This window comes from Labrys sp. F242, from assembly GCF_057813875.1.
Map to the genome: position 1 here is coordinate 3,086,951 of NZ_JBVASG010000001.1, position 23,537 is coordinate 3,110,487.

At 64.7% G+C, this 23,537-nt stretch carries 19 protein-coding genes; 11 read left to right on the forward strand and 8 right to left on the reverse strand.

Going from position 1 to position 23,537, the window contains the following annotated elements; translation table 11 throughout:
• The first annotated feature begins 41 nt into the window (after positions 1-41).
• The 3 genes from ACZYTC_RS14555 (at position 42) to ACZYTC_RS14565 (ending at position 4,412) form a co-directional block, all read left to right on the forward strand.
• Positions 42-941: a glycine--tRNA ligase subunit alpha gene (locus ACZYTC_RS14555; RefSeq protein ID WP_441772851.1), complete on the forward strand. Its 900-nt coding sequence runs from the start codon at positions 42-44 to the stop codon at positions 939-941.
• A gap of 82 nt (positions 942-1,023) precedes the next feature.
• Entirely contained in the window at positions 1,024-3,129 is a 2,106-nt protein-coding gene (gene glyS / locus ACZYTC_RS14560; protein WP_488989868.1) for a glycine--tRNA ligase subunit beta, read from the forward strand.
• Between the two features lie 365 nt (positions 3,130-3,494).
• A complete protein-coding gene (locus ACZYTC_RS14565) occupies positions 3,495-4,412 on the forward strand; it encodes a LysR family transcriptional regulator (protein ID WP_434955384.1) in 918 nt (305 codons plus the stop codon).
• A 61-nt stretch (positions 4,413-4,473) separates the two neighbouring features.
• On the opposite strand, the gene ACZYTC_RS14570 is transcribed toward ACZYTC_RS14565, so the two are convergent.
• The 3 genes from ACZYTC_RS14570 to acuI all read right to left on the reverse strand — a co-directional run bounded on the left by ACZYTC_RS14570 (position 4,474) and on the right by acuI (position 7,919).
• The gene (locus ACZYTC_RS14570) at positions 4,474-5,631 is read right to left on the reverse strand and encodes an MFS transporter (protein WP_488989869.1); all 1,158 of its coding nucleotides are present in this window, start codon (positions 5,629-5,631) and stop codon (positions 4,474-4,476) included.
• A gap of 167 nt (positions 5,632-5,798) precedes the next feature.
• Positions 5,799-6,698 carry an EamA family transporter gene (locus ACZYTC_RS14575; RefSeq protein WP_488989870.1) on the reverse strand — a complete coding sequence of 300 codons (900 nt, stop codon included), beginning with the start codon at positions 6,696-6,698 and terminating at the stop codon, positions 5,799-5,801.
• Between the two features lie 234 nt (positions 6,699-6,932).
• Entirely contained in the window at positions 6,933-7,919 is a 987-nt protein-coding gene (gene acuI, locus ACZYTC_RS14580; RefSeq protein ID WP_434955381.1) for an acrylyl-CoA reductase (NADPH), read from the reverse strand.
• 410 nt (positions 7,920-8,329) lie between these two features.
• Here acuI and ppdK point away from each other — a divergent pair, with 410 nt between their 5' ends.
• Positions 8,330-10,996, forward strand: coding sequence for a pyruvate, phosphate dikinase (gene ppdK, locus ACZYTC_RS14585; protein ID WP_434955380.1), 2,667 nt, complete (start codon positions 8,330-8,332; stop codon positions 10,994-10,996).
• 9 nt (positions 10,997-11,005) lie between these two features.
• Positions 11,006-12,013 (forward strand): nodulation protein NodZ, encoded by a 1,008-nt coding sequence (locus ACZYTC_RS14590; protein ID WP_488989871.1) that lies wholly within the window; start codon positions 11,006-11,008, stop codon positions 12,011-12,013.
• A 13-nt stretch (positions 12,014-12,026) separates the two neighbouring features.
• On the opposite strand, the gene ACZYTC_RS14595 is transcribed toward ACZYTC_RS14590, so the two are convergent.
• A complete protein-coding gene (locus ACZYTC_RS14595; protein WP_488989872.1) occupies positions 12,027-13,187 on the reverse strand; it encodes a S8 family peptidase in 1,161 nt (386 codons plus the stop codon).
• Positions 13,188-13,375: 188 nt separating this feature from the next.
• Here ACZYTC_RS14595 and ACZYTC_RS14600 point away from each other — a divergent pair, with 188 nt between their 5' ends.
• The 3 genes from ACZYTC_RS14600 to ACZYTC_RS14610 are packed head-to-tail and all read left to right on the forward strand — an operon-like array spanning position 13,376 to position 15,543.
• On the forward strand, positions 13,376-13,978 hold the full coding sequence (locus tag ACZYTC_RS14600; protein WP_434955377.1) for a LemA family protein: 603 nt from the start codon (positions 13,376-13,378) through the stop codon (positions 13,976-13,978).
• Between the two features lie 13 nt (positions 13,979-13,991).
• Positions 13,992-14,843: a TPM domain-containing protein gene (locus ACZYTC_RS14605; protein ID WP_488989873.1), complete on the forward strand. Its 852-nt coding sequence runs from the start codon at positions 13,992-13,994 to the stop codon at positions 14,841-14,843.
• Between the two features lies 1 nt (position 14,844).
• Positions 14,845-15,543, forward strand: coding sequence for a TPM domain-containing protein (locus tag ACZYTC_RS14610; RefSeq protein ID WP_488989874.1), 699 nt, complete (start codon positions 14,845-14,847; stop codon positions 15,541-15,543).
• A 377-nt stretch (positions 15,544-15,920) separates the two neighbouring features.
• Here the strand turns inward: ACZYTC_RS14610 and ACZYTC_RS14615 are convergent, their stop codons facing one another.
• The 4 genes from ACZYTC_RS14615 to ACZYTC_RS14630 form a co-directional block, all read right to left on the reverse strand.
• A complete protein-coding gene (locus ACZYTC_RS14615; RefSeq protein ID WP_488989875.1) occupies positions 15,921-17,072 on the reverse strand; it encodes a Gfo/Idh/MocA family protein in 1,152 nt (383 codons plus the stop codon).
• Positions 17,073-17,176: 104 nt separating this feature from the next.
• Entirely contained in the window at positions 17,177-18,010 is an 834-nt protein-coding gene (locus ACZYTC_RS14620) for a carbohydrate ABC transporter permease (protein ID WP_488989876.1), read from the reverse strand.
• A complete protein-coding gene (locus ACZYTC_RS14625) occupies positions 18,010-18,888 on the reverse strand; it encodes a carbohydrate ABC transporter permease (protein WP_488989877.1) in 879 nt (292 codons plus the stop codon). Before ACZYTC_RS14625 ends, ACZYTC_RS14620 begins: the two co-directional genes overlap by 1 nt.
• Positions 18,889-19,168: 280 nt before the next feature.
• A complete protein-coding gene (locus tag ACZYTC_RS14630; RefSeq protein WP_488989878.1) occupies positions 19,169-20,473 on the reverse strand; it encodes an extracellular solute-binding protein in 1,305 nt (434 codons plus the stop codon).
• 345 nt (positions 20,474-20,818) lie between these two features.
• Between ACZYTC_RS14630 and ACZYTC_RS14635 the strand changes: the two genes are divergently transcribed.
• The 3 genes from ACZYTC_RS14635 (at position 20,819) to ACZYTC_RS14645 (ending at position 23,493) form a co-directional block, all read left to right on the forward strand.
• Entirely contained in the window at positions 20,819-21,418 is a 600-nt protein-coding gene (locus tag ACZYTC_RS14635) for a GNAT family N-acetyltransferase (protein ID WP_488989879.1), read from the forward strand.
• A gap of 170 nt (positions 21,419-21,588) precedes the next feature.
• Entirely contained in the window at positions 21,589-22,194 is a 606-nt protein-coding gene (locus ACZYTC_RS14640; protein ID WP_488989880.1) for a TetR/AcrR family transcriptional regulator, read from the forward strand.
• Positions 22,195-22,293: 99 nt separating this feature from the next.
• Positions 22,294-23,493 carry a DUF418 domain-containing protein gene (locus ACZYTC_RS14645; RefSeq protein ID WP_488989881.1) on the forward strand — a complete coding sequence of 400 codons (1,200 nt, stop codon included), beginning with the start codon at positions 22,294-22,296 and terminating at the stop codon, positions 23,491-23,493.
• The last annotated feature ends 44 nt before the right edge of the window (positions 23,494-23,537 follow it).

Here is a 23,537-nt window from a genome sequence, read left to right on the forward strand (position 1 = left end):
TACTTTCGAGAACCGAGATGGCCGACGCTACCCCCGCTTATATGCGCCCTGAACGCTCGTTCCAGGGCCTGATCCTGACCCTCCAGCGCTACTGGGCCGATTATGGCTGTGTCGTGCTGCAGCCCTACGACATGGAAGTGGGTGCGGGTACCTTCCATCCGGCCACCACGCTGCGCTCGCTCGGCCCCAAGGCCTGGAATGCCGCCTATGTCCAGCCCTCGCGCCGCCCCAAGGACGGCCGCTATGGCGAAAACCCCAATCGCCTGCAGCATTATTACCAGTTCCAGGTCATCCTCAAGCCGTCGCCGCCGGATCTGCAGGACCTCTATCTCGGCTCGCTCGCCGCCATCGGCGTCGATCCCTTGCTGCACGACATCCGCTTCGTCGAGGACGACTGGGAAAGCCCCACCCTCGGTGCATCGGGTTTGGGCTGGGAATGCTGGTGCGACGGCATGGAAGTGTCGCAGTTCACCTATTTCCAAATCGTGGCTGGTCAAGAGTGTAGTCCCGTCTCCGGGGAACTGACCTACGGCCTCGAGCGCCTGGCCATGTATGTCCAGGGCGTCGAGAACGTCTACGACCTCAACTTCAACGGCCGCGACGGCGCCGAGAAGGTGACCTATGGCGACGTCTTTCTGCAAGCCGAGCAGGAATATTCGCGGCATAATTTCGAGCATGCCGACATCGAGATGCTCAAGCAGCACTTCGCCGATGCCGAAAAGGAGTGCAAGGCCCTGCTCGCGGCCGGCGACAAAGGCGAGCGGCATCAGCTCGCTTTGCCCGCCTATGACCAGTGCATCAAGGCGAGCCACCGCTTCAACCTGCTCGATGCCCGCGGCGCCATCTCGGTGACCGAGCGCCAGAGCTACATCCTGCGCGTGCGCGAGCTCGCCAAGGCCTGCGGCGAGGCCTGGGTCAGGACCGAGGCAGGTGGAGCCTAGCTCTCCCCAACTCTCCCTTGCCCGACACGTCCTCGCCTCCTTCATTCGACCTTCCGGGTCGCCCAACTTCGAAACCGATCCCATGCCCGACCTTCTGCTCGAACTCTTCTCCGAGGAAATCCCCGCCCGCATGCAGGCCAAGGCGGCTGAAGACCTCAAGAAAATGGTGACGGATGCGCTCGTCGAGCGCGGCGTCGTCTATGAGGGCGCCTCGGCCTATGCCACGCCGCGCCGCCTGGCGCTAACCGTGCACGGCCTGCCGATCCGCCAGCCCGATACGCGCGAGGAACGCAAGGGTCCCCGGGTCGGCGCCCCCGACGGGGCGATCCAGGGCTTCCTGAAGGCCGCCGGTCTCGCCTCGCTCGATCAGGCACGCATCGAGAGCGATCCGAAGAAGGGCGAGTTCTACGTCGCGGTGGTGGAGAAAGCCGGCCGCGCCGTGCCCGAACTCATCGCCGAGATCGTGCCGGAAGTCGTGCGTACCTTTCCCTGGCCCAAATCGATGCGCTGGGGGTCGGGAAGCTTGCGCTGGGTGCGCCCGCTGCATTCCATCATCTGCACCTTCGGTCCCGAGACCGAGGACCCGGAGGTGGTGCGCTTCGAGATCGAGGGCGTCGCCGTCGGCGACACCACCAAGGGCCACCGCTTCATGGCGCCGGGCACCATCCAGATCAGGCGCTTCGAAGATTATGTCGCCAAGCTGGAGGCCGCCAAGGTGGTGCTCGATCCGGCCCGCCGGCGCGACATCATCCTCACCGACGCCCGCAACCTCGCTTTCGCCCAGGGGCTGGAACTGGTCGAGGACGATGCGGTGCTGCATGAAGCTGCCGGCCTGGTGGAATGGCCGGTGGTGCTGATGGGTTCGTTCGAGGAGAGCTTCCTCTCCGTGCCGGATGAAGCAATCCAGGCTACCATCCGCGCCAACCAGAAATGCTTCGTGGTGCGTGATCCCAGGACGGGGCGCCTGGCCAACCGCTTCATCCTGATCGCCAATATCGAGGCTGTCGATGGCGGCGAGGCCATCGTCGCCGGCAATGAGCGCGTCATCCGCGCGCGCCTGTCCGACGCCAAATTCTTCTGGGAGACCGACCAGAGGCCGCTGCCCGGCTATGAGGAAGAAGGCAAGCCGCTCGACCAGCGCCTCGCCAAGATCATCGCCTCGAACGTGGTGTTCCACGAGAAGCTCGGCACGCAGGGCCAGCGCATCGATCGCATCGCCGCCCTGGCCAAGGCGCTGGCGCCAGCCGTCGGCGCGGATCCAGCCAAGGCCGAACGCGCGTCAAAGCTGGCAAAAGCGGATCTCGCCACTGAAATGGTCGGCGAATTCCCCGAATTGCAGGGGTTGATGGGCCGCTATTATGCCACCGCCCAGGGCGAGGACGCCGCCATCGCCGCCGCGATCGAAGATCACTACCGTCCCAAGGGCGCCGGCGACAGTGCGCCAACCGATCCGGTTGCGGTCGCCGTGGCGCTCGCCGACAAGCTCGACACACTGGTCGGCTTCTGGACCATCGACGAGAAGCCGACCGGCAGCAAGGACCCTTATGCGCTGCGCCGGGCCGCTCTCGGCGTCATCCGCCTGGTCCTCGACAACGAGCTGCGCCTGCCTCTTCTGGCTGTCATCGCCCAGGCGCCCTTCGCCAAGAGCAATGACATCGCCGGCGATCTCCTGGCCTTCTTCGCCGATCGCCTTAAGGTGCAGTTGCGCGAACAGGGCGCACGCCACGACCTCGTCGACGCGGTGTTCGGCCTGGGCGGGCAGGACGATCTCCTGCTCATCGTCCGCCGGGTCGAGGCTCTTGGCCGCTTTCTCGGCAACGAGGACGGCAAGGCACTGCTGGCTGGCGCCAAGCGCGCCGCCAACATCCTGCGCATCGAGGAGAAGAAGGACGGCGCCGGCGCCTATTCCGGCGGTGCGGACGCTTCTCTCCTCACCGAGCCGGAGGAGAAAGCCCTGCAGATGGCCTTGCAGACGGCCAAGCAGGCTGTCGCTGCCGCCATTGCGACCGAGGACTATGAAGGCGCCATGACGGCCCTCGCGCAGTTGCGCCGGCCCGTCGACGCCTTCTTCGACAAGATCCTGGTCAATGCCGAGGATGCCGCTCTGCGTCTCAACCGTCTGAAGCTGCTCGAGGAGATCCGGACCGCAACCCGCAGCGTCGCCGACTTCTCGCGCATCGAGGGCTGAAGCGTTTTACGATTTGGCGGAATCGCCAAGAATCGCAAAGACGCCCAAGCCAATCCGTAGGATTGGCTTGGAACCAAAGAGCGAGAGCAAACAAGCGTTTCCGGCTAAACGCGCTTTGCTCTCGTACTCGGCACCCACAAGCCCAATCGACCCGTCATTGCGAGCGCAGCGAAGCAATCCAGGGGCCATAGCCCACGATATTGCGAAGACTGGATTGCTTCGCTGCGCTCGCAATGACGAATATGCTTGCTATGAAAACACGGACCGAATTGCCGCCAGCAAGTCGATCTTGCACCGTTGCTCACCGATGCTAACAATAGAAAGCCTTCGCTGGATCCGCGTTTCTTGTCGCCAGGGGCGCCTGTATGACCGTTTCTGACTCCGCTCTACAGCGTCCATCCCCCAATTGGGATGATTATCGCTATGTCCGCGCCGTGGCGGAGACGAAATCCCTGGTGGGTGCGGCAATCGCGCTCGGGGTCAATCATTCCACCGTGTTTCGCCGCATCAATGCCGTCGAGGAATTGCTCGGCGCCCGCCTGTTCGAGCGAGGGCGCAGCGGCTACGCCCTCACCGCGGCCGGTGAGGAGATGGTGGCCCTCGCCGGCCGCATTGCCGACGACATCAGCGGCTTCGAGCGCCGCGTTGCGGGACGGGACGTCAAGCCGTCGGGGGAACTGCGCGTCACCACCAATGACAGCATCATGGCCCACCTGACGATGCCTGTTTTCACCAGTTTCCTGACCAGCTTTCCCGACATCCGCCTCGACGTCGTGGTCTCCAACCTGCCGCTGAACCTGTCCAAGCGGGACGCCGATGTGGCGATCCGTGCCACCTCCGCGCCGCCGGACACGCTGGTCGGCCGGCGGGTCTGCACTATTGCCTGGGCCATTTACGGCCCGGAGCGGCTGAAGGGAGCCGAACTCACCGACCTTTTCGCCGAGCGCTGGATCGCCACCGGCGAAGGGCTTTCCAACATTCCGCCGGCGCGCTGGGTGGAACGCGAAGTGCCGAACGAGCGCATCATGATGCGCCTCAACACCATTGTCGGCGTCGCCGAGGCCCTGCGTTCGGGGTTCGGGGTCGGCCTGCTGCCCTGTTATATCGGCGATACCCTGCCGCTGCCGCGCCTGTCAGAGCCACTGCCGGGCGTCGGCGCCGGCCTATGGCTCCTGACCCATCCCGATCTCAAGCACTCGGCCAAGGTCCGCGCCTTCATGGACCATGGCTGGGAAGCGCTGACGAAGCTGAGGCCCGTGCTGGAGGGAACCGGAGAATCCTGAGCATCCGCCCCGGCTCGTTCGCCGCTTCACCCGTAAAGCCGGGGGGTTATTCGCTCTCCCGCTACATCGCCATCCCAGCCCGCCTGCCTGCGCCCCGATAGGCCAGCATTGCCATCATCAAGGCCATGGCGGCCAGGATCGCGCCGATGCCCGGCAGAGAGCTGATCGGCACCCGTTCCACCGCGACGCCGCCCAGGGCCGTGCCCAGGCCGACGCCGATATGCATGGCGGAAAGATTGAGGCTCACCCCCGCTTCGGCGGTATCCGGCCCCATCGCGATCAGGAAGCTCTGCACCGCCGGCGAGATCATCCAGCTCAGGCAGGCCCAGACCATCATCACCGGAAAGAAGGACAGGCTCGTGCCGGCCGCGAGCGGGATCAGCATGAGCGCTGTGAGATAGCCCAGCGGCACCAGCACGATCGCCCGGCGCGGCGTGAGCTTGTCGGCGGTGAGGCCGCCGAGATAGCCACCCGACACACCGGCAACGCCGAAAGCGATGAAGGCCAGCACGATCCCGGTTCCGGCGATGCCGAGAACACCACCGAGATAGGGAGCCAAATAGGCAAACAGCACGAAATGGCCTGAGATCATCAGGATCGACACCAGCTGTGCGCAGACCAGGGGGCGCGATCGCAAATGGGCGAGGTAATCGGGCGTGCCCTGCCGGCGGGCCCCGACATCGGGCAGCTTCAGGCGGCAGACGATCAGGACGACGACCGCCAGGGCGGCGAGCGCCAGGAACACGCTGCGCCAACCCGCCAGCGAGCAGACGAGCATGCCGATCGGCACACCGAGCACCAGTGAGCCGCTGACCCCCATGAAGATCACGCCGATCGCCCGGCCTTTCATGCTCTCGTCGACGAGTTCGGTGGCCAGCATGGTCGCCAGCAGGGCGATGGTGGCGCTCGCCGCCGCCATGCCGACGCGGGCGACGAACAACACGCCGTAGCCGGGGCTGGCTGCGGCGAGGAGGTTGCAAAGGACGAAGGCCGCGAGGGCCGCGACAAAGGCGGCCTTGCGCTCCAAACGCGCGGTCAACAGCAGGGCGGCAGGAGCTGCGAGCGCAAACGTGATCGAAAAGACTGCCGTCAGTTGGCCGGCAAGGCCGATGGAAACACCGAGCCCGCCGGCAATGTCGGGCAGGATGCCGATGACGATGTTCTCGGCGGTGCCGGTGACGAAAGTAGCGAGTGCAAGGAGTAGGACGCGGCGATCCATCTGGTCTTCCCGATCATGAGACCTCACGTCCGGGATCGGGATGGTTCCGACGATCCGCCTGGTGAGGCCAAGGATGTCGGGTTTCGAGGCAGCGCTTCGGTTATCCCTTTAAAGCCCTGAATAGCAGGAAATCGGCACCATTGGAACAATCGTCCGGCTAGGCGGCATCAAGCTGCCGCCCGTCCAGCGCCGACATTGGCCAACCCGATCGCGCCGAGAATGATGCCGACACCGGCCCATTGCGAGGGCAGGAAGGCCTCGTGCAGCATCAGGCCGGCCATGACGACCGCCACCGGCAGCTCCACGGAGGAGAGCATCGCCGCAAGGCCGACGCCTGTGGCTGGAATACCCTTGTTGAACAGGAAGGGCGGCAGCACCGTGCCGAACAGGGCGATGACGAGGCCCCAGCCCCAGATGATGCTCGGATCGAACCGCACCGAGAGTTGCGGCAGCGCGATGAGCACCGCGACCACCGCGCCACCGAACACCATCAGGAAGCTCCGGCTGATCACGTCGACATGGACGGCCACGTGATTGGAGCACCAGATCACGGCCGTATAGCTCACGGCCGCCAGCAGGCCAAAGGTGATGCCGAGGACACTCAGATGGTCTGTATCCCCGAGGAGATTGGTTGCCAGCACGGTGCCGAGCAGCACCAATGCGGATGATGCCAGCTTGATCGGCGACGGCCAGGACCGGCTCAGCACGGCATCGAGCGCCACGCCCATCCACACGCTCTGCATCAGGAGCACGATCGCGGCCGAGACCGAGGTATAGGCAACCGACAGGTAATAGAACGAGCCGGTGAAGCCGATGCTGGCACCGCCGGCGATCAATTTGAGCCGATCGGGCCAACGCACCCGCACTGCGCCCGATCTGGACGGCCGCATCTGGCTGGCCAGCTTGATCAGGCCGAGGGCGATGGCCCCGATGACGAACTGAGTGCCGATGACCTCGCCCGGCGAATAGCCCTGGCCGTAGGCGAGCGTCACGCAGGTCGATTGCAGCCCATAGCAGGAGGCCCCGACCAGCACGAGGACGATGCCCAGAATAAGATCCTTGCGCATGGCAGCCTTGGCATGAGGAAGAGGAACGCCCACTGAGGAGGCGCCCTGCAAACGGAGGGGCCCAGCCGGCCCTGTCCCCCTGCGGTTTGCTTAAGAAAGAAACGCAGCTTTTTGTCATGCCCGGGCCTCGACCCGGGCATCCAGCGGTTCGGCGGCTGAAGCTGGGTTGCCGGGTCAAGCCCGGCAATGACAAAGGTCGTGCAAGCTATACCGCATCGGACCTTTGCCGAACCGTCAGCCGATCTCCACCACGACCCGGCCGCGCACCTTGCCTTCCAGAATGTTGGCGGCGGTTTCGCGGACCTCGTCGAAGGGGATCGAACTCGTCATCGCGTCGAGCTTGTCGCGGTCGAGTTCGTTGGCGAGGCGGCGCCAAGCCTCCTGGCGGACGACCTGGGGGCATTGCACCGAATCGATGCCGAGCAGCGAGACCCCGCGCAGGATGAAGGGCATCACGCTGGATGGCAGGTCGGCCCCGCCGGCGAGGCCGCAGGCGGCGACGGCACCGCCATATTTGATCTGCGACAGCACATTGGCGAGGGTAAGCGAGCCGACCGTATCGACCGCGCCGGCAAAGCGCTCCTTCCCGAGGGGGCGCGCGGGCCCGGTCAGCTCGGCACGATCGATCACCTCGGCGGCACCGAGATTCTTGAGATAGTCGGCTTCTTCAGGCCGCCCGGTGGAGGCAATCACGCTGTAGCCGGCCCGAGCCAGCAAAGCGACTGCCGTGGAACCCACGCCGCCGGCAGCCCCGGTCACCAGCACCGGCCCGCGCGAAGGCGTGATGGCATGAGCCTCCAGCGCCATCAGGCTGAGCATGGCGGTGTAGCCGGCGGTGCCAACAGCCATCGCCTGCGCATGGGTCATGCCATAGGGCACCCGTACCAGCCACTCGCCCTTGACGCGGGCCCGCTCGGCATAACCACCGAGATGGGTCTCGCCCACGCCCCAGCCATTGAGGATGACATGGTCGCCGGGATCCCAGTCCTTGCTGGAAGTGGCGATCACCTCGCCGGCGAAATCGACCCCCGGAATCATCGGAAAGCGCCGTACCACCGGTCCCTTGCCGGTAATGGCGAGGCCATCCTTGTAGTTGACGGTCGAGTGGGTGACGCGCACTGTGACATCGCCGTCCATGAGATCGCGCTCGTCGAACTCGGCGAAGTTGCAGGCATAGCCGCTATCGGGCTTGGTGACGACGAGAGCCTTGAAAGTCGACATGCACGCTCCTGCAATTGGTATACTGGCGTTTTCGAGGCCCGGGCCGGTTAAGGCAAGGGGAAAAATGGCCGCAGAGCCTTGCTGGGACCGCTGGCTTCCAGCCGGCTCCTGGAAACGCAACGCTGGTTGGAGAGGAAGGGCCGGCCGGAAGACAGCGGTCCCTGATACTGTCTCCCCGCCATCTTCAACGATTCGGCTCGATTAATCAGACATATCGCGCTCTAGACGTGCCCGTTCTTCAGACAAAAGCGGGATCACGCGCAATTATTACACTCTGACACATTTTGTTATCCGTCCAACCTATCGATTTAGACGTTTGAAGAATTGAATTTATCGGCCGGCTGTGGAAAGGCTCTGCGCCAAATACGTGCCGGCGCAATCGGCCAATCCGAAATCACTGAGGAAGTGCAATGACGAAGTGGGTGTATGGGTTCGGCGACGGCAAGGCCGAAGGCGAACAGAGCATGAAGAACCTGCTGGGCGGCAAGGGCGCCAACCTGGCGGAGATGTCGAATCTGGGCCTGCCGGTGCCGCCCGGCTTCACCGTCACCACCGAAGTCTGCACCTACTATTACGCCAATGACCGCAGCTACCCGCCGGAGCTGAAGGGCCAGGTCGAAACGGCCCTGGCCGAGATCGGCCGCATCACCGGCAAGGCCTTCGGCGATGCCGAGAATCCGCTGCTGGTCTCGGTGCGCTCGGGCGCGCGCGCCTCGATGCCGGGCATGATGGATACGGTGCTCAATCTCGGCCTCAACGACACCACGGTCGCTGCGGTGGCGGCGGCCTCCAACAATGAGCGCTTCGCCTGGGATTCCTACCGGCGCTTCATCACCATGTTCTCGGACGTGGTGCTCGGCGTCGACCACGGCCATTTCGAGGAGATCCTCGACACCTATAAGGAGCGCAAGGGCTATGTGCTCGACACCGACCTCCAGGCCGCGGACTGGAAGATACTGGTCGGCCAATACAAGGCTCTGGTGCTCGAAGAGCTCGGCAAGCCCTTCCCCGAGGATCCGCAGGAACAGCTCTGGGGCGCTGTCGGCGCTGTCTTCGCTTCCTGGATGAACGCGCGCGCCATCACTTATCGCTCGCTGCACGCCATCCCCGCCGAATGGGGCACGGCCGTCAATGTGCAGGCCATGGTGTTCGGCAATCGCGGTGATACCTCAGCCACCGGCGTCGCCTTCACCCGCAACCCGTCCACCGGCGAGCACGCGCTCTATGGCGAGTTCCTGATCAACGCCCAGGGCGAGGACGTGGTGGCCGGCATCCGCACGCCGCAGCCGATCTCCAAGGCCGCCGCGCAGGCAGGCGCCTCGAACAAGCCCTCGATGGAAGAGGCGATGCCTGCCGCTTTCGCCGAATTCGTCGGCATCACCAAGGTGCTCGAGAAGCACTACCGCGACATGCAGGACATCGAGTTCACGGTCGAGGACAACAAGCTGTGGATGCTGCAAACGCGTTCCGGCAAGCGCACGGCCAAGGCCTCGCTGCGCATCGCGGTTGAAATGGCCAAGGAAGGCCTGATCACGCAGGAAGAGGCCGTCGGCCGCATCGACCCGGGCGCCCTCGACCAGCTTCTCCACCCCACGATCGACCCCAAGGCCGAACGCATCGAGATCGCGCGCGGCCTGCCAGCCTCCCCTGGCGCGGCCTCCGGGGAGATCGTCTTCACCTCCGACGAGGCCGAAGCCGGCAAGGCAGCCGGCAAGACCGTCATCCTGGTGCGCCAGGAAACCAGCCCGGAGGACATCAAGGGCATGCTGGCTGCTTCCGGCATCCTCACCCGTCTCGGTGGCATGACTTCGCACGCCGCCGTGGTGGCCCGCGGCTGGGGCAAGCCCTGCGTCTCCGGCGCGGGCAGCATCCGCGTCGACACCGCGACCGGCACGCTGGTGGCTGGTGGCAAGACCTACAAGAAGGGCGACGTCATCACCATTGACGGCTCGACGGGACAGGTGCTCGCCGGCAAGATCGCCATGGTACAGCCCGAGCTCTCCGGCGAGTTCGCCGAGCTGATGACCTGGGCCGACGGCGTCAGGCGCATGAAGGTACGCACCAATGCCGAAACCCCGGCCGATGCCCGCCAGGCGCGCAGCTTCGGGGCCGAGGGCATTGGCCTGTGCCGCACCGAGCACATGTTCTTCGACGAGGGCCGCATCGTCTCCATGCGCGAGATGATCCTGGCCGACGACGAGAAGGGCCGGCGCGCCGCCCTCGCCAAGCTCCTGCCGATGCAGCGCGAGGATTTCCGCCAGCTCTTCGAGATCATGTCGGGCCTGCCGGTCACCATCCGTCTGCTCGACCCGCCGCTGCACGAGTTCCTGCCGCATTCGGAAGACGAGGTCGCCGAAGTCGCGGCCGCGATGGGAGCCTCGGCCGCCAAGCTCAGGGCCCGCGCCCAGGAACTGCACGAGTTCAACCCGATGCTCGGCTTCCGCGGCTGCCGCCTGGCGATCGCCTTCCCGGAAATCGCCGAGATGCAGGCGCGCGCCATCTTCGAGGCGGCGGTCGAAGCTGCCGCCTCGACCGGCCAGCCGGTGACGCCTGAGATCATGGTGCCGCTGGTGGCGACGCGAGCCGAACTCGACCTCGTCAAGGCGCGCATCGATGCCATGGCGCAGGCGGTGGAAAAGGAGAAGGGCGTTAAGCTGGTCTATCAGGTCGGCACCATGATCGAGCTGCCGCGCGCGGCAATCCGTGCTGGCGAGATCGCCGAAAGCGCCGAATTCTTCTCCTTCGGCACCAACGACCTGACGCAGACCACGATCGGCATCTCGCGCGACGACGCGGCCTCCTTCCTCGGCACCTATGTGCAGAAGGGCATCTTCGCCATCGATCCCTTCGTCTCGATCGACCAGGAGGGTGTCGGCGCGCTGGTGGAGATCGGCGTCGAACGTGGCCGCAAGCAGCGGCCCAATCTCAAGCTCGGCATCTGCGGCGAGCATGGCGGCGACCCGGCCTCAATCGCCTTTTGCGAGCGCACCGGGCTCGACTATGTCTCCTGCTCGCCCTTCCGCGTGCCGATCGCCAGACTGGCGGCCGCACAGGCCGCGCTCGAGGCCAGGAAATAGACGGGAAACGTGCCGGATCCCGTCTCGGCCCGTCCTGATGCCGGTCGCTATGCCCTGTCGCTGCGCAAGACGGGATTGGGCGACCGGCTCGTCTGCCTCTGCGCAGCCTGGCGTTTCGCGCGTCTGAGCGCGCGCACGCTGGTGGTCGACTGGCGCCACGCCCGCTATGCGCCGGGCGCCGGCAACCTTTTTACACACTGCTTTGAAGCCGGGCCCACGCTTGCCGGCGTGCCGCTGATCACCGGCGACGAGCTCGATACCGCCGATCTGCCCCGGCCGGCCTATCCGCTTGCCTGGGAACAGCCGGGCATGCTGGCCATGCCATGGCTGATGCCGACCGATTCCTATCCCGAGGAACGGGACAAGGCGGTGGCCGCGATCCTGGCCGGCGAGGATTTTCCAGCCGCGACGGTCGCCTTCCATGCTTGCCTGTCGAGCGAGCATTTCCCCTTCGCCGACGCGCATGCCTGTCTCGCAGCCCTGCGTCCCCTGCCCGCCATCGCCGCAGCGGTCGAGGATTTCCGGCGAACCCAGCTTCCACAAGCGCCGGTGATCGGCCTGCACATGCGCCATGGCAATGGCGGCGACATCATGGGGCACGCGCCTTCCTGGCATTCCTTCGACGCCGCCCTCCAGCGCTGCCGGCGGGCCGTCGAGGCCGCTCGCGCCAGGCTCGGCCACGAGGCCCCGGTACTGCTCTGCACCGACAGCGTCGAGGTGGAGACCGCTTTCAGGGCCCAGGTACCCGGCGTGATCTGCCGTCCCAAGACCTATCGCCCGCCCGCCGCCGGGGAACTGCACGCGCCCGGTGCCGCCGCAGCAGGCTTCGAGGACGCCCTGGTGGAAATGCTGCTGCTGGCCCGCTGCGATGCCCTGATCCGCTACCCCGCCGGAAGCTTCTTTTCCTTCTACGCGGCGATCACCCAGGCGAGGCCAGACGCCGCCCCGGCAACGGTCGGAGCCTTGCAGCAGCCCTTCGATCGGGCGGATCCGCTGTCTCCCGCCCTCCTCGTCTGAGCGAGCGCTGCCGTCAGTTTGCCGGCGGCGCCGTGACCATGCCCTGGCCGATATCGACCTCGGGGACATCCGCGGGGAACACGTTCCGGCGGGCGCTGGCGAGAATACGGGCGCCGACGCTGGCGGCACTGGCGCTGATGCCCTTCTGCTCGAGCGCCTGCCACCACAAGGCGGCCACGCCCGAGACATGCGGGCAGGCCATGCTGGTGCCGCTGATGGTATGAAGGCCGCCGCCAGGCCAGGCCGAGGTGATGTCGACCCCGGGTGCCGCCACTGCCGCCAGCATGTTGGAAAAGGGCGCCACCTTGTAGGTGTCGGCGTCCCGCCCGATCGCAGCCACCGCGATCACGCCATCGGCCGCGGCCGGCAGGGATGCGGCGATGCGATAGGGCGTCACGGCCGCCCGCTTGCTCTCATTGCCCGCCGCCGCCACCACCAGCGGCGAGGTGCCGAGGGCGCCATGGGCCTTGAGCATGGCCATGATGGTGTCGAGCATGCGCAGATTGCTGCGATAGCCGACCAGTGCCATCGAGGTGGCCGGCTCGATGTCCCAGCCCTCCGAGGTCAAGTTTTTCACCAGGCCCGGGAAATCGAAGCCGAGCGACATGGAGACGATGTCGGCCTTCTCGCTCAGAGCCCATTGCAGGGCTTCGAAGACCATGCCGGAATCGCCCTTGCCATCATTGCGGAGCACCTTGCCGATCAGGGCCTTGCCGACACCGCGCGCAATGCCGATACGCTGGCCGCCGACGTCGCGGCCAAAAATGGTGCCGGCGCAGTGGGTGCCATGGCCCTTGACGTCGCCATTGCCGCTGCCGGTGAAATCCTTCTCGACCAGTGTCACGCCGGCAAAGGCCGGATGGGCCGCATCGATGCCGGTATCGAGCACGGCAACCGTGACCCCGGCGCCGGTAAAGGGGCTGGCATCGGCGCCGACAGCCGCGATCCCCCAATCCGCGCCGGCCACTGCCGGTGCGGGGCTGTCCAGAGGTTCGATCAGCGCCGTCGGCATGTTTTCGGCATAGGAGGTATCTGGATCGGCATCCAGCTCGGGCAGGGCATGGTCGGGCAGGTTCTCGACCGTGATTTCCGGCGGCTTGGGCTGGAGCCTCTCAAGCCCCATTCGACCGGGCGCGTCCGCCTTGGGTCGACGCAGAATGACATAGGATCTCATGACTTCCCCCTGCCTGCCGTCGTGCCGAACGTTCCGGCTCTTCTCATGCAACAGCGGGCGTTATCACGCCGTGACAACGCCCGACTGGCCTGTGGGCTGTTTTTCGGGATGCTTTGCCCCTGCCGGTCGCGTCGATATAAGGACATGATGGCCGGCTCATCGTCGGCGCGACAAAAGGGGGCCCTTGCATGTCGGGACTGGCACGAATTCTTGCGATCATTGCCGTCATCGTGGTTGTCGTCGGGCTGGTGGTCAGCGGCGGCATCAACACCATTCCCACCGACGAGGAAAAGGCCAAGGCCGCCTGGAGCGAAGTGCAGAACCAGTATCAGCGCCGCGCCGATCTGGTGCCCAACCTGGTCGAAACCGTGAAGGGCTATGCCAAGCAGGAAGAAAAGGTGCTGACCGAAGTGGTCGAGGCCCGCGCCAAGGCGACGAGCGTGAAGATCGATGCCAGCACGATCACCGATCCCGACAAGTTCAAGCAGTTCCAGGAGGCCCAGCAGGGCCTGTCCGGTGCTCTCGGCCGCCTGATCGCCTTGCGGGAAGCCTATCCGGACCTGAAATCGAACCAGAACTTCCTGTCGCTGCAATCGCAGCTCGAAGGCACCGAGAACCGCATCGCCGTGGCGCGCAAGGACTATATCGAGGCGGTCCGGGTCTTCAACACCGACCTGCGCACCTTCCCGCAGAGCATCTACAAGGCGATCTTCTACAGCGGCACCAAGCCGATGGAGACCTTCAGCGCCGCACCGGAAAACCAGGCGGCTCCCAAGGTGAACTTCAACTGAGGCTTCGAAGCGGATGTATGGACGCGTCCTTTTTGGTGTGCCGGTCTTCTCAGCTCCATCTCGCGATGGAGTTGAGAAGATCGGCACACCATTTTGCGCCGCCGTCGCCTTGCTGCTTTTCTTCCTTTCCTCCGCCTTCGCCCTCGACTTTCCCGCGCTGACGGATCGCGTGGTCGACCAGGCGGGCATCATTCCCGCCGGCGAGCGCGCCAGCCTCGACCAGTCCCTGAAAGCGCTGGAGGACAAATCGAGCGACCAACTCGTCGTCGTCACCCTCAAGAGCCTGGAAGGCCTGGAAATCGCCGATTACGGCTATCAGCTCGGCCGTCATTGGGGCATCGGCCAGGGCAAGCTCAACAATGGCGTGCTGCTCATCGTCGCCCCCAATGAACGCAAGGTACGCATCGAGGTCGGCTATGGGCTGGAAGGCACGCTGACCGACGCGCTCTCCAGCGTGGTCATCCAGCAGGCCATCCTGCCCAAGTTCAAGGCTGGCGACATGCCGGCCGGCATCAAGGCCGGTGTCGCCGCCATCGAGGACGTGCTGCTCAACAATGAGAGCGAATGGAAGCAGCGGGCCAAGGATGGTGCTCGCAGTGACGAGGGCTTCGATCCGCAGACCGTCTTCGTGATTCTCTTCGTCCTGTTCTTCATTTTCGTGATCGCCTCCGGCTGGATCGATTCCTTGCGCGGCGGCCCCCGTGGACCGGGCGCCAGGCGGCGCGGCTCCGGCCCCATCTTCATCCCGACCTCGTCGGGCTGGGGCGGTGGTTCGAGCTGGGGCGGTGGGGGAGGATCGTCCGGCGGCGGCTTTTCGGGCGGCGGCGGCTCCTTCGGCGGCGGCGGTTCGAGTGGGAGCTGGTGAGATGACCCGGGTGCTGACCCAAGACGATCACCGGCGCATTGCGGCGGCCATCACCGCGGCGGAAGCGAACACGTCCGGCGAGATCTACTGCGTCGTCAGCCATGCCGTGGCGAGCTATCGCTGGATTCCGGTGACCCTGGGCGCGGTCGCGGTGCTCCTTACTCCTGTCCTGATCGGTCTGCTGGCACCCGGGTTGCTGCACGCCTCGCTGTTCGGAGCGGACTGGAGCAGCGGCAATTTCAGCCAGGTCGACATGGTTTCCGGCCTCAGGAAGGGCTTGCTCACCCTCAGTCTGATCCAGATCGCCGTCTTCACGGTGGTGACGGCCTTGAGCTGGCCGCGGCGCGTGCGGCTCTGGTTTGCGCCGTCGCCCATGCGCCGCCACAAGGTGATGCTGACGGCCCGCAGCCAGTTCCTGGCCCAGGGCCTGCAGCAGACTGCTGACCGCACCGGCCTCCTCATCTTCATCGCCATGGCCGAGCGGCAGGCCGTACTGATCGCCGACGAGGGCATCAATGCCAAGGTCGAGCAACAGGTCTGGGACGATACGGTCACCGGCTTGACCAAGGCTGCCGCGACCGGGCGTCTCGCCGACGGCCTGATTGCCGCTATCGGCCAATGCGGGGGCCTGCTGGCACAGCATTTCCCGCCCGAGAGCCAGCCGCGGAACCAATTGCCGAACCGCGTGGTGGAACTGTAGGGCTCATACCAGGTCAGATTGAAGCCGACTCTTCCTGGGATCACAGGCATTTCTGCCTGCTCTTGGAAGCGATTCGGCGGATGAATGGGAAGAGCCGTCAAGGATGCCCACGAGCGCTGACTTAAATCCGGCGAGCGCCAATTTCTTATCCTCCCCTGGAGGGGGAGGGTCGGCCTGGAAGGCCGGGGTGGGGTGAAATTGCGCAATTTTTCGTTGATATGACTGCTTTTTCTGCCAAGAAATCACCCCACCCCGACACTGTGTGTCGACCCTCCCCCTCCAGGGGAGGGTAAGAACCTGCGCCTTTGTCCGCAAAGTTAGCGCCTATGGGCAAGGATGCCTGCAATCCCAGAAAATAACTCTTCGAAGGCCCGGTATTACCCGCCGGTCAGCGCCTCGTCGAAGCGGCGCCAACTGTCGGTGAGGTCGAGTACGGCTCGGCTGGCTCGGGCCTCGTCCATCTTGATGGCGGTCAGGCCCGCCGCGAGCGCGTCCACCACCGAGACCGGCAGCGGAGCGCCTTCGATCAGATGCTTGCCAATATCGGCGGCCATCTGCTCGTCCGCGCCGTAATGGGCCGAAAGCTCCGTCATCTCGTAGGTCTTGTCGACCAGCTTTTCCGAAGTGCGGGCGTCGTGCACCCGGAAATAATTGCGCACGAAGTCCCCTTCCGCCATGCCCTTGGAGCCGATCACGCAGAAGCGCCGGAACTCGTCGGGTACGTTGATATTGGTGTGGAAGTTGAGGGCGACGCCGTTCTCGAATTCGACGATCGCCACCTGGAAGTCGATGATGTCGGCATCGGAGTCGAACACCTTGTCGGTGCTCAGCCAGCCGCTCGGCTTGCGATGATAGACTTCGAGATCGTTGACGCCCTGGGCATTCGGGGCATTGCCCGGCAGGAAGGTGCGGCGGCCGCCAAAACTTGCCACCCGCACCGGGCGAGAGCCGACTAGGCCCTGGTAGAGGTCGATGTCGTGGCAGCATTTTTCCAGCATGAAACCACCGGAATAATGCTGGTAGCGCCGCCAGTCCCGCATGAAGAAGGCGCCGTGATAGGGCGCCAGATGCTCGGACGCCTCGATCGAGACGATGTCGCCCAGCACGCCCTCGTCCCGCATGCGGGTGAGATCGCGATAGAGCGAGGCATAGCGCAGCACCAGGCCGACCATCACGCTGTCGGTGCCGTGGATACGCAGGAGTTCGAGCAGCTTGAAGGTGTCCTCCTGCGAGGTCACCACCGGCTTTTCGGCGAAGACCTTCACGCCATGCTCAAGCCCAACCTGGATATGGCCGAGATGCATCGCATTGGGGGAGCCGACCATCAAAAGGTCGAGCTTTTCGGCGGTGAGCAAGGCCTCGGGGCTGTCATGAACCCGCCCCGCCTCGATGCCATGCTCCTTCATGTAGCCCAGGCCCGCCGGTGCCGGGTCGACATAGCCCACCACGGTGAAGCCCGGCACCATCAGGCTGAAGATGCGGGCGAGATAGCCCATGCGATAGCCGAGCCCGATAATGCCGACCTTCATCCTACCTTGCTCCATCACTGTTCAGACAATTCCTACAGGGCTTCCGCGACCGATTGAACACATCCTTGGTGGCATGAACAGTTCGCCCACAGCCTGGAGGTGCCTCATTTCACCGCTCCGGCCGTGAGGCCGTGGATGAAATTGCGCTGGAAGATCAGATAGACCACGATGATGGGCGCCACGATGATCACTGCGCCTGCCGTCAGGGTCGGAATATCGACGATATACCGGCCCTGGAAGAACAGCATGCCGATCGGCAGCGTGCGCACTTCGTCATTGTTGACCAGGATCAGCGGGATCAGGAATTCGTTCCAGGTCCAGATGAACAGGAAGAGCGCAAGCGTCGACATCGCCGGCTTCATCAAGGGCAGGATGACGTGGCGCAGCACCTGCAGCCGCGTGGCGCCATCGATCACGGCGGCATCGACGAGTTCGGACGGCAATTGCCGCATGGCGCTCGCCATGAACAGGGTCGCGAAGGGGATCGACATGCCGATCTGCGGCAGGATGAGCGCCCAATAGGTATTGAGCAGACCGAGCCAGCGAAACTCATGGAACAACGGAATGATGAAGGCCTCGGTCGGCACCATCATGCCGATCGTCAGCATCACGAAGAGCGTGCGCTTGAGCGGCAGTGTGAGAAAGGCGAAGGCAAAGCCCGAGAGAATGCCGAGCATGACGGAAATGCCGACCACCGGCACCACCACCAGGATGGAATTGAGGAAATAGGTGTCGAAATGCCCGTCCACCCAGGCCCTGGCGAAATTCTCGAAATGCAGTTGCTGCGGCAGGGCGAAGGCGCCTGCCAGGACGTCCTTCTGGCTCTTGAGCGAGGTCAGCACCAAGAGCGCGAAGGGCGAGACGGTGAGCAGGGCAAACAGCCACATGAGAGCCCGAAGCGGCAGCAAGGCAGGCGCCGTGCCCGAAGAAGCGGCCATCAGCGCTCCCTCTCCCGCTCGGGCATGAAGCGATGGATCACGCCGTTGACCAAGAAAATCAGAATCGCCCCGACCACCGCCACCGCCGAAGCGTAGCCGTAGCGTCCGAGATCGAAGCCGAGCTGATACATGTAGAGATTGGGCACCAAGGTCGCATTGGCAGGGGCGCCTCGCGTCATGGTGAAGACGAGGTCGAAACTCTTGATCGAGAAGATGATGGTCAAAAGCAGAACGATGCGCACTTCCGGCAGCAGCGAGGGTACGCTGATGTGGCGGAAGGACTGCACGGGCGTGGCGCCATCGACCTTGGCGGCCTCGTAGAGCGAGGGCTCGATGCGCTGCAGGCCAGACATGAAGATGGCCATGCAGAAGCCGGCATAATACCAGGTGGCGACGAGACCGACGGCCGGCAAGGCGAAGGTAAAGCTGCCGAGCCAGGGCAAAGCGAGCGATTTGAGGCCGATCGCCTTCAGGGCCTGGTTCAACGGTCCGAAGGCGGGATTGTAGAGCCAGCGCCAGATGATGCCGAGCACCGCGGTGGGCATCACATAGGGCATGAAATAGAGCGTGCGCAGGACGAGCTGCTCGCGCGAATGGATCGAGGTGACGACGGCCGCCATCACCAGGCCGAGCACCAGGGGCAACGCCACATAGAAGATCAGCAAAACAAGGTTGTTCTTGAGCGCGATGTAGAACACTGGATCGGAGAACAGCGCGATATAGTTCTCCAGGCCGACGAAGCGCGGGGCGCTGATGCCGTCCCAGGCGGTAAAACCAAGGACGATGGAGCTGAGGATCGGCACCAGCACGAAGGCGCCATAAATCAAGAGCGACGGCAATACATAGAGAAGATTACGATATTTGGAGGCGTCGAGCATGGAGCTGTCTCGGATCCGATCCTGAGAGGCGCGAGAAGCCCTCTCCACGAAATGGGGAAGGCCGCCATATCTTCGAAAAGAAGATATGGCTGTTCACGACGAAGTCGTGACGGATGTGGTGTGGCGGGCACCCCGCTCAGCGCGATAGTCTTGCACGACCGTCGTGCAAGCCCGCCACACCTCACCCGACCTCGCTTCGCTCGCCTCCCTCCGCTTCGCGGAGAGGGCAAGTCGTGCCTTCTGCGGCAAGGTCACGCGGCGTGAACGAGCCTTGTGTCCCTTATTTCTTCTGGCTGGCCATATAGCCCTGATAGTCCTTGTCGACGGCAGCAATGAAGGCTTCCGGCGTATCCTCCTTGGCAATCACCCGGGTCAGGCCATCGGTTAAGGTCTTCAGCATGGTGGGGCTGGCCCAATCGGGATAGTGGCCAAGAGCATTGGCGGCATTCACCGTATTCCACACCTTGATGGTCTCGCCGAGCAAGGCGGGGATCTGGACCTTGTCGGGTTTTTCGAGGGCCGCCACCGGCAGATAGCCGGCCGCCGCCCAGGCCGCCGCCGCATCATCGGACAGGAGATAGTTGATATAGTCGCCGGCAAGGTCCTGCGTCGCCTTGTCCTTGGCGAGTGCCGTGATGGTCCAGGCCAGCTCGACGCCGCCGACAATGAGCGGGTCCTTCACGCTGGCTGCGGGCGGCAGTGCCATGAAGTGGATGTCAGGATTGGCCTGCATGTCGCCGAGCCGCCAGGTGCCGCTGATCAGAAAAGCGCCCTGCCCGCCCACGAAGAGCTGCACGGCATCGTCATCCGCGATGCCCTGGAAACCCTCGTTGAAGGCCCCGCCATTGGCCCAATCCTGAACCTGCTTGGCGGCGGCGACATTGCCGGGCGTGTTCCAGCTGCCGCCCCGGCCATAGACGAGATCGTCGAGGCTCTTGCGGTCGGCGGCGCCGATCATGGCCTGCGACAGGGAAGCAAACATGTGCAGGGCCATGTCGCCCTTGGTGGTGCCGATGGTGAAGGGCACGGCGCCCTTGGCCTTCAGCGCCTCCACATCCTTGGCGAGTTCGTCCAGGGTTGCCGGCGGCTTGTCGATGCCGGCTTCCTTCAGCACCTTGGCGTTGTAGTAAAGGCCGACCAGTTCGCCGAGGGCGGAGATGCCATAAGTCGGCCCAGTGCCGAACTCACCCTTGTCCGACCAGCGGTCGCGCGCCAGCACGCCGTCGGACTGCTTCTTGTCCCAGCCATATTTGGCGATATAGGCGTCGATGGGCAGCAGCAGCTTCTCCTTGACCAGGGCCCCCATCTGCTGCGCGCCCTGATTGGCCTTGGTGACCGCCGGCCCGCCTCCGGAGGAGAGGGTCAGCTTGAGCGTCAGGCCCAGATCCTCGAAAGTGCGCGCCGTGCGGGCGATCTTCACCCCGGGATGGGCCGCCTCGAACTTGGCGTTGATGTCAGTGATGACCTTGGCCTGGGAAGGCAGGGCCTGATCGTCCCAGACGGTCAGCGTCTGTGCTCCCGCGCCGTGGAGGGTACTTCCCCACCACAGGGTGGCAACTGCCAGGCAAGGCAGAAGCCGACGCAATAGAGTATCGGTTCTCAAAGAAGACGTCCCAGTCCGCAACATCGGTGGTCCCTCTCTGCGTTGCGCTATGTTGGGCGCCGGTCACCGGTCCGACTTGGATGTGCGAACGGCCGCGCCCTTTCTTCGTTGGCGCTACCATCACGGGGAAGCAGGCGGTTGGCAAGTTGCAATTGTTCATTGGTAAGACGATAGTGCTGAAATGGCTGGCGTTTCAGCATCGGCCAAGTTTCGGGGAGACGACGTACAGGCGGGCTCCGCTTGAAACGGCAGTCCCCCATGATCGGCAGGGCTGGTGAGGGTTTCCTCCCGGCTCTTCCTTCCTCGCGTTCTGCACGGAGCCCCTTCTTGGCCGACACTGCCGTCATCCGTCCCGCCACCGAGGCCGACCGCCCTGCCCTCTACGAGATCTGCCTGCGGACGGCCGACAATGGTTCGGACGCCAGCTATCTCTATTCCGAGCCGCGCCTGCCCGGCTTCATCTGGGCCGTGCCCTACCAGGTCCTGGCACCCGACTTCGCCTTTGTGCTCGATGCAGGGAGCGGAGCCGTGGGCTATGTCGTGGCCGCGCCCGATACCGATGCCTTTGCCGACCGGCTGGATAGCGAGTGGTGGCCGCGGGTGCGCCTGCAGGTCGCCGGCATCACGCCCACCAAGGCCAGTGACGAACGGGTGCTGTCGCTGATCCGCCGCCCAGAGCGCAAGGATCCAGCCATGCTCGCCGGCTATCCGGCCCATCTCCATATCAATCTGCTGCCGCCGTTCCAAAGCAGCGGCTGGGGCCGCCGCCTGGTCGAGACCGAACTGGCAGCTCTCAGGGCCAAGGGCGTGCCGGGCCTGCATCTGGGCGTCAGCGCCGGCAACGCCAAGGTGCTCGGCTTCTACGAGAAGCTGGGCTTTCGGGAAATCGCGCGGCCGGCAAGCATCTATATGGGCATGAAACTGTAGGAACGCTTCGAGCCGCCTCTCGAGTCACTTGGCGGAAAATCCCTGCAAGGCCTTACGATTGCGTCCTTTTTTGCACTCGCGAGATCAGGTACCGCCCATGCGTGTTGCGTTGGGCTGCGGCAGGCTTATTCTTCGATCGACCAATCCATTTATCTTTGAGCGGACAGGCGATGCGCAAGGTCGATCCGAAGAAATACGAGGCCAAGCGCCGCCAGATCCTCGATGCGGCGATCGCCTGCTTTTCCCGCAAGGGCTTCCACCAGACCTCGACGGCCGAGATCTGCGCCGAGGCCGGTATGAGTCCGGGCAACCTCTTCCACTATTTCGCGAACAAGAAGGCCATCATCGCCGCCATCGTCGAGGAGGAGGGACGGCAGACCAAGGTTCATTTCGATCGGATCCAGCGGGCGCAGGACCTGTTCGCGGAACTGCTTGAATTCATGGGCCTGATTCTCGAACTCGGCAGCAACAAGACCTATCTCAGGCTGCAGCTCGAAATCGCTGCCGAAGCCCTGCGCGATGCCGAGATCGGCGCCCTGGTCGCCGCCAATGACCAGGCGTTGCAGGATTCGCTCAGGATGCTTCTGCGCAATGCGGTGGCGCGCGGACAGGTCGATCCGACCCTGGCGCCGGCCGATGGCGCCCGCTGGATCGCCGCCCTGATCGACGGCATCTTCAATCGCTTCGCGGTGGATCCGGGCTTCGAGCTTCACCGCCAGCGGGACGTGCTGCAACTGCTGCTCACGCGCTTCCTGCGCCCGGGCGTCGTGACCTGACGATATCGGTCTGACCAGCCACCTTGAAAAACCCGCAATTGGCACCAATTATTAGATCGACCAGTCTATTAATTAATATGCACCATTGGTCAGCCAGCCATGAGCCGCTCCACCACCCCCGCCCGTCTCGCCAATGTCGACGCCCTGCGCGGCTTCGCCCTCTTCGGCATCCTTGTCGTCAACATCACCGCCTTCGCCTCGGTCTATTACGGGCGCGGCGTCACCGATCCAGCCTTCACCAGCCTGACCGGACGCCTGGTGGAAGGCCTGGTCTCCTTCGTCTTCGAGACCAAGTTCTACCTGCTGTTCTCCTTCCTTTTCGGCTACAGCTTCACGCTGCAGATGCGCTCGGCCGAGCGGGCCGGGGAACCGCTGGTGCCGCGCATGCTGCGCCGTCAGATCGGCCTGTGGCTGATCGGCCTCACCCATGCCGTGTTGCTGTTCCATGGCGACATCCTCACCACCTATGCCGTGCTCGGCGTCATCCTGCTGATGCTGCGGCATTGCAGCGATCGGGGTGCCATGCGCCTCGCTGCCTGGCTGATTGCGGCGACCGGCCTGGTCTGGGCAGCGCTCGGCGGGCTGCAATTGCTGGCGGGCGAGGCCGTCGATCCCCTCACCGTCCATGCCGAGGCGGCAGCGGCCCTCGCCGCCTATGCCGGCACGCCCGGCACCGTGATCGGCGCCCATCTGCAGGAACTCAGCGGAATCTGGGTCCTGCTGGGCCTGATCCAGGCGCCCTCGGCCCTCGCCATGTTCCTGTGCGGCCTCGTCGCCGGCCGGCGGCGGTTGTTCGAGCAGGACGAGGAGGCCCGTCCCCTGCTCCGCCGGCTGCTGCGCCATGCGTTGCTGATCGGCCTGCCGGGCAGCGCCTTCTACACCTGCACCTCGATGGCCCTGCCCGGCACCGGCTGGGAAGTTCTGGGCCTGGCGGCCGGCATCCTGACCGGCCCCTTTCTCGCCGGCGGCTATATCGCGGCAGCCATGCTGCTGTTCCGCACCACGGTCGGCATGCGCCTCGCGGCCGTCCTCGCGCCTGCCGGACGGATGGCCCTGTCGAACTATCTCGGCCAGTCGCTCGCCTGCTCGCTGATCTTCACCGCCTATGGCCTCGGCCTGGTCGGCCAGCTACCGGCCCTGGGCGTGCTGGCGATCGCCGCCGTGCTCTATCTCTTCCAGCTTGCCTTCAGCGCCTGGTGGCTGCGCCACCACGCCTATGGCCCGCTGGAATGGCTGCTGAGGGCGCTCACCATCGCCGCGCTGCCGAACTGGCGGGCCGTGCCGGCGAGAAGCGCATAGCTGACGTAGCGTCTTTCCGGCTTCCCATCAGGCCTCTTCCGTTT

Bases quoted from the DNA above. Each gene is read 5' to 3' on its own strand.
- ACZYTC_RS14640 (WP_488989880.1), top strand. From the start codon at position 21,589: ATGCGCAAGGTCGATCCGAAGAAATACGAGGCCAAGCGCCGCCAGATC.
- ppdK (WP_434955380.1), top strand. From the start codon at position 8,330: ATGACGAAGTGGGTGTATGGGTTCGGCGACGGCAAGGCCGAAGGCGAA.
- ACZYTC_RS14605 (WP_488989873.1), top strand. From the start codon at position 13,992: ATGTATGGACGCGTCCTTTTTGGTGTGCCGGTCTTCTCAGCTCCATCT.
- ACZYTC_RS14575 (WP_488989870.1), bottom strand. From the start codon at position 6,698: ATGCGCAAGGATCTTATTCTGGGCATCGTCCTCGTGCTGGTCGGGGCC.
- ACZYTC_RS14610 (WP_488989874.1), top strand. From the start codon at position 14,845: ATGACCCGGGTGCTGACCCAAGACGATCACCGGCGCATTGCGGCGGCC.
- ACZYTC_RS14555 (WP_441772851.1), top strand. From the start codon at position 42: ATGCGCCCTGAACGCTCGTTCCAGGGCCTGATCCTGACCCTCCAGCGC.
- ACZYTC_RS14565 (WP_434955384.1), top strand. From the start codon at position 3,495: ATGACCGTTTCTGACTCCGCTCTACAGCGTCCATCCCCCAATTGGGAT.
- ACZYTC_RS14570 (WP_488989869.1), bottom strand. From the start codon at position 5,631: ATGGATCGCCGCGTCCTACTCCTTGCACTCGCTACTTTCGTCACCGGC.
- ACZYTC_RS14645 (WP_488989881.1), top strand. From the start codon at position 22,294: ATGAGCCGCTCCACCACCCCCGCCCGTCTCGCCAATGTCGACGCCCTG.
- ACZYTC_RS14620 (WP_488989876.1), bottom strand. From the start codon at position 18,010: ATGGCCGCTTCTTCGGGCACGGCGCCTGCCTTGCTGCCGCTTCGGGCT.
- ACZYTC_RS14600 (WP_434955377.1), top strand. From the start codon at position 13,376: ATGTCGGGACTGGCACGAATTCTTGCGATCATTGCCGTCATCGTGGTT.
- ACZYTC_RS14595 (WP_488989872.1), bottom strand. From the start codon at position 13,187: ATGAGATCCTATGTCATTCTGCGTCGACCCAAGGCGGACGCGCCCGGT.
- ACZYTC_RS14625 (WP_488989877.1), bottom strand. From the start codon at position 18,888: ATGCTCGACGCCTCCAAATATCGTAATCTTCTCTATGTATTGCCGTCG.
- ACZYTC_RS14615 (WP_488989875.1), bottom strand. From the start codon at position 17,072: ATGAAGGTCGGCATTATCGGGCTCGGCTATCGCATGGGCTATCTCGCC.
- glyS (WP_488989868.1), top strand. From the start codon at position 1,024: ATGCCCGACCTTCTGCTCGAACTCTTCTCCGAGGAAATCCCCGCCCGC.
- acuI (WP_434955381.1), bottom strand. From the start codon at position 7,919: ATGTCGACTTTCAAGGCTCTCGTCGTCACCAAGCCCGATAGCGGCTAT.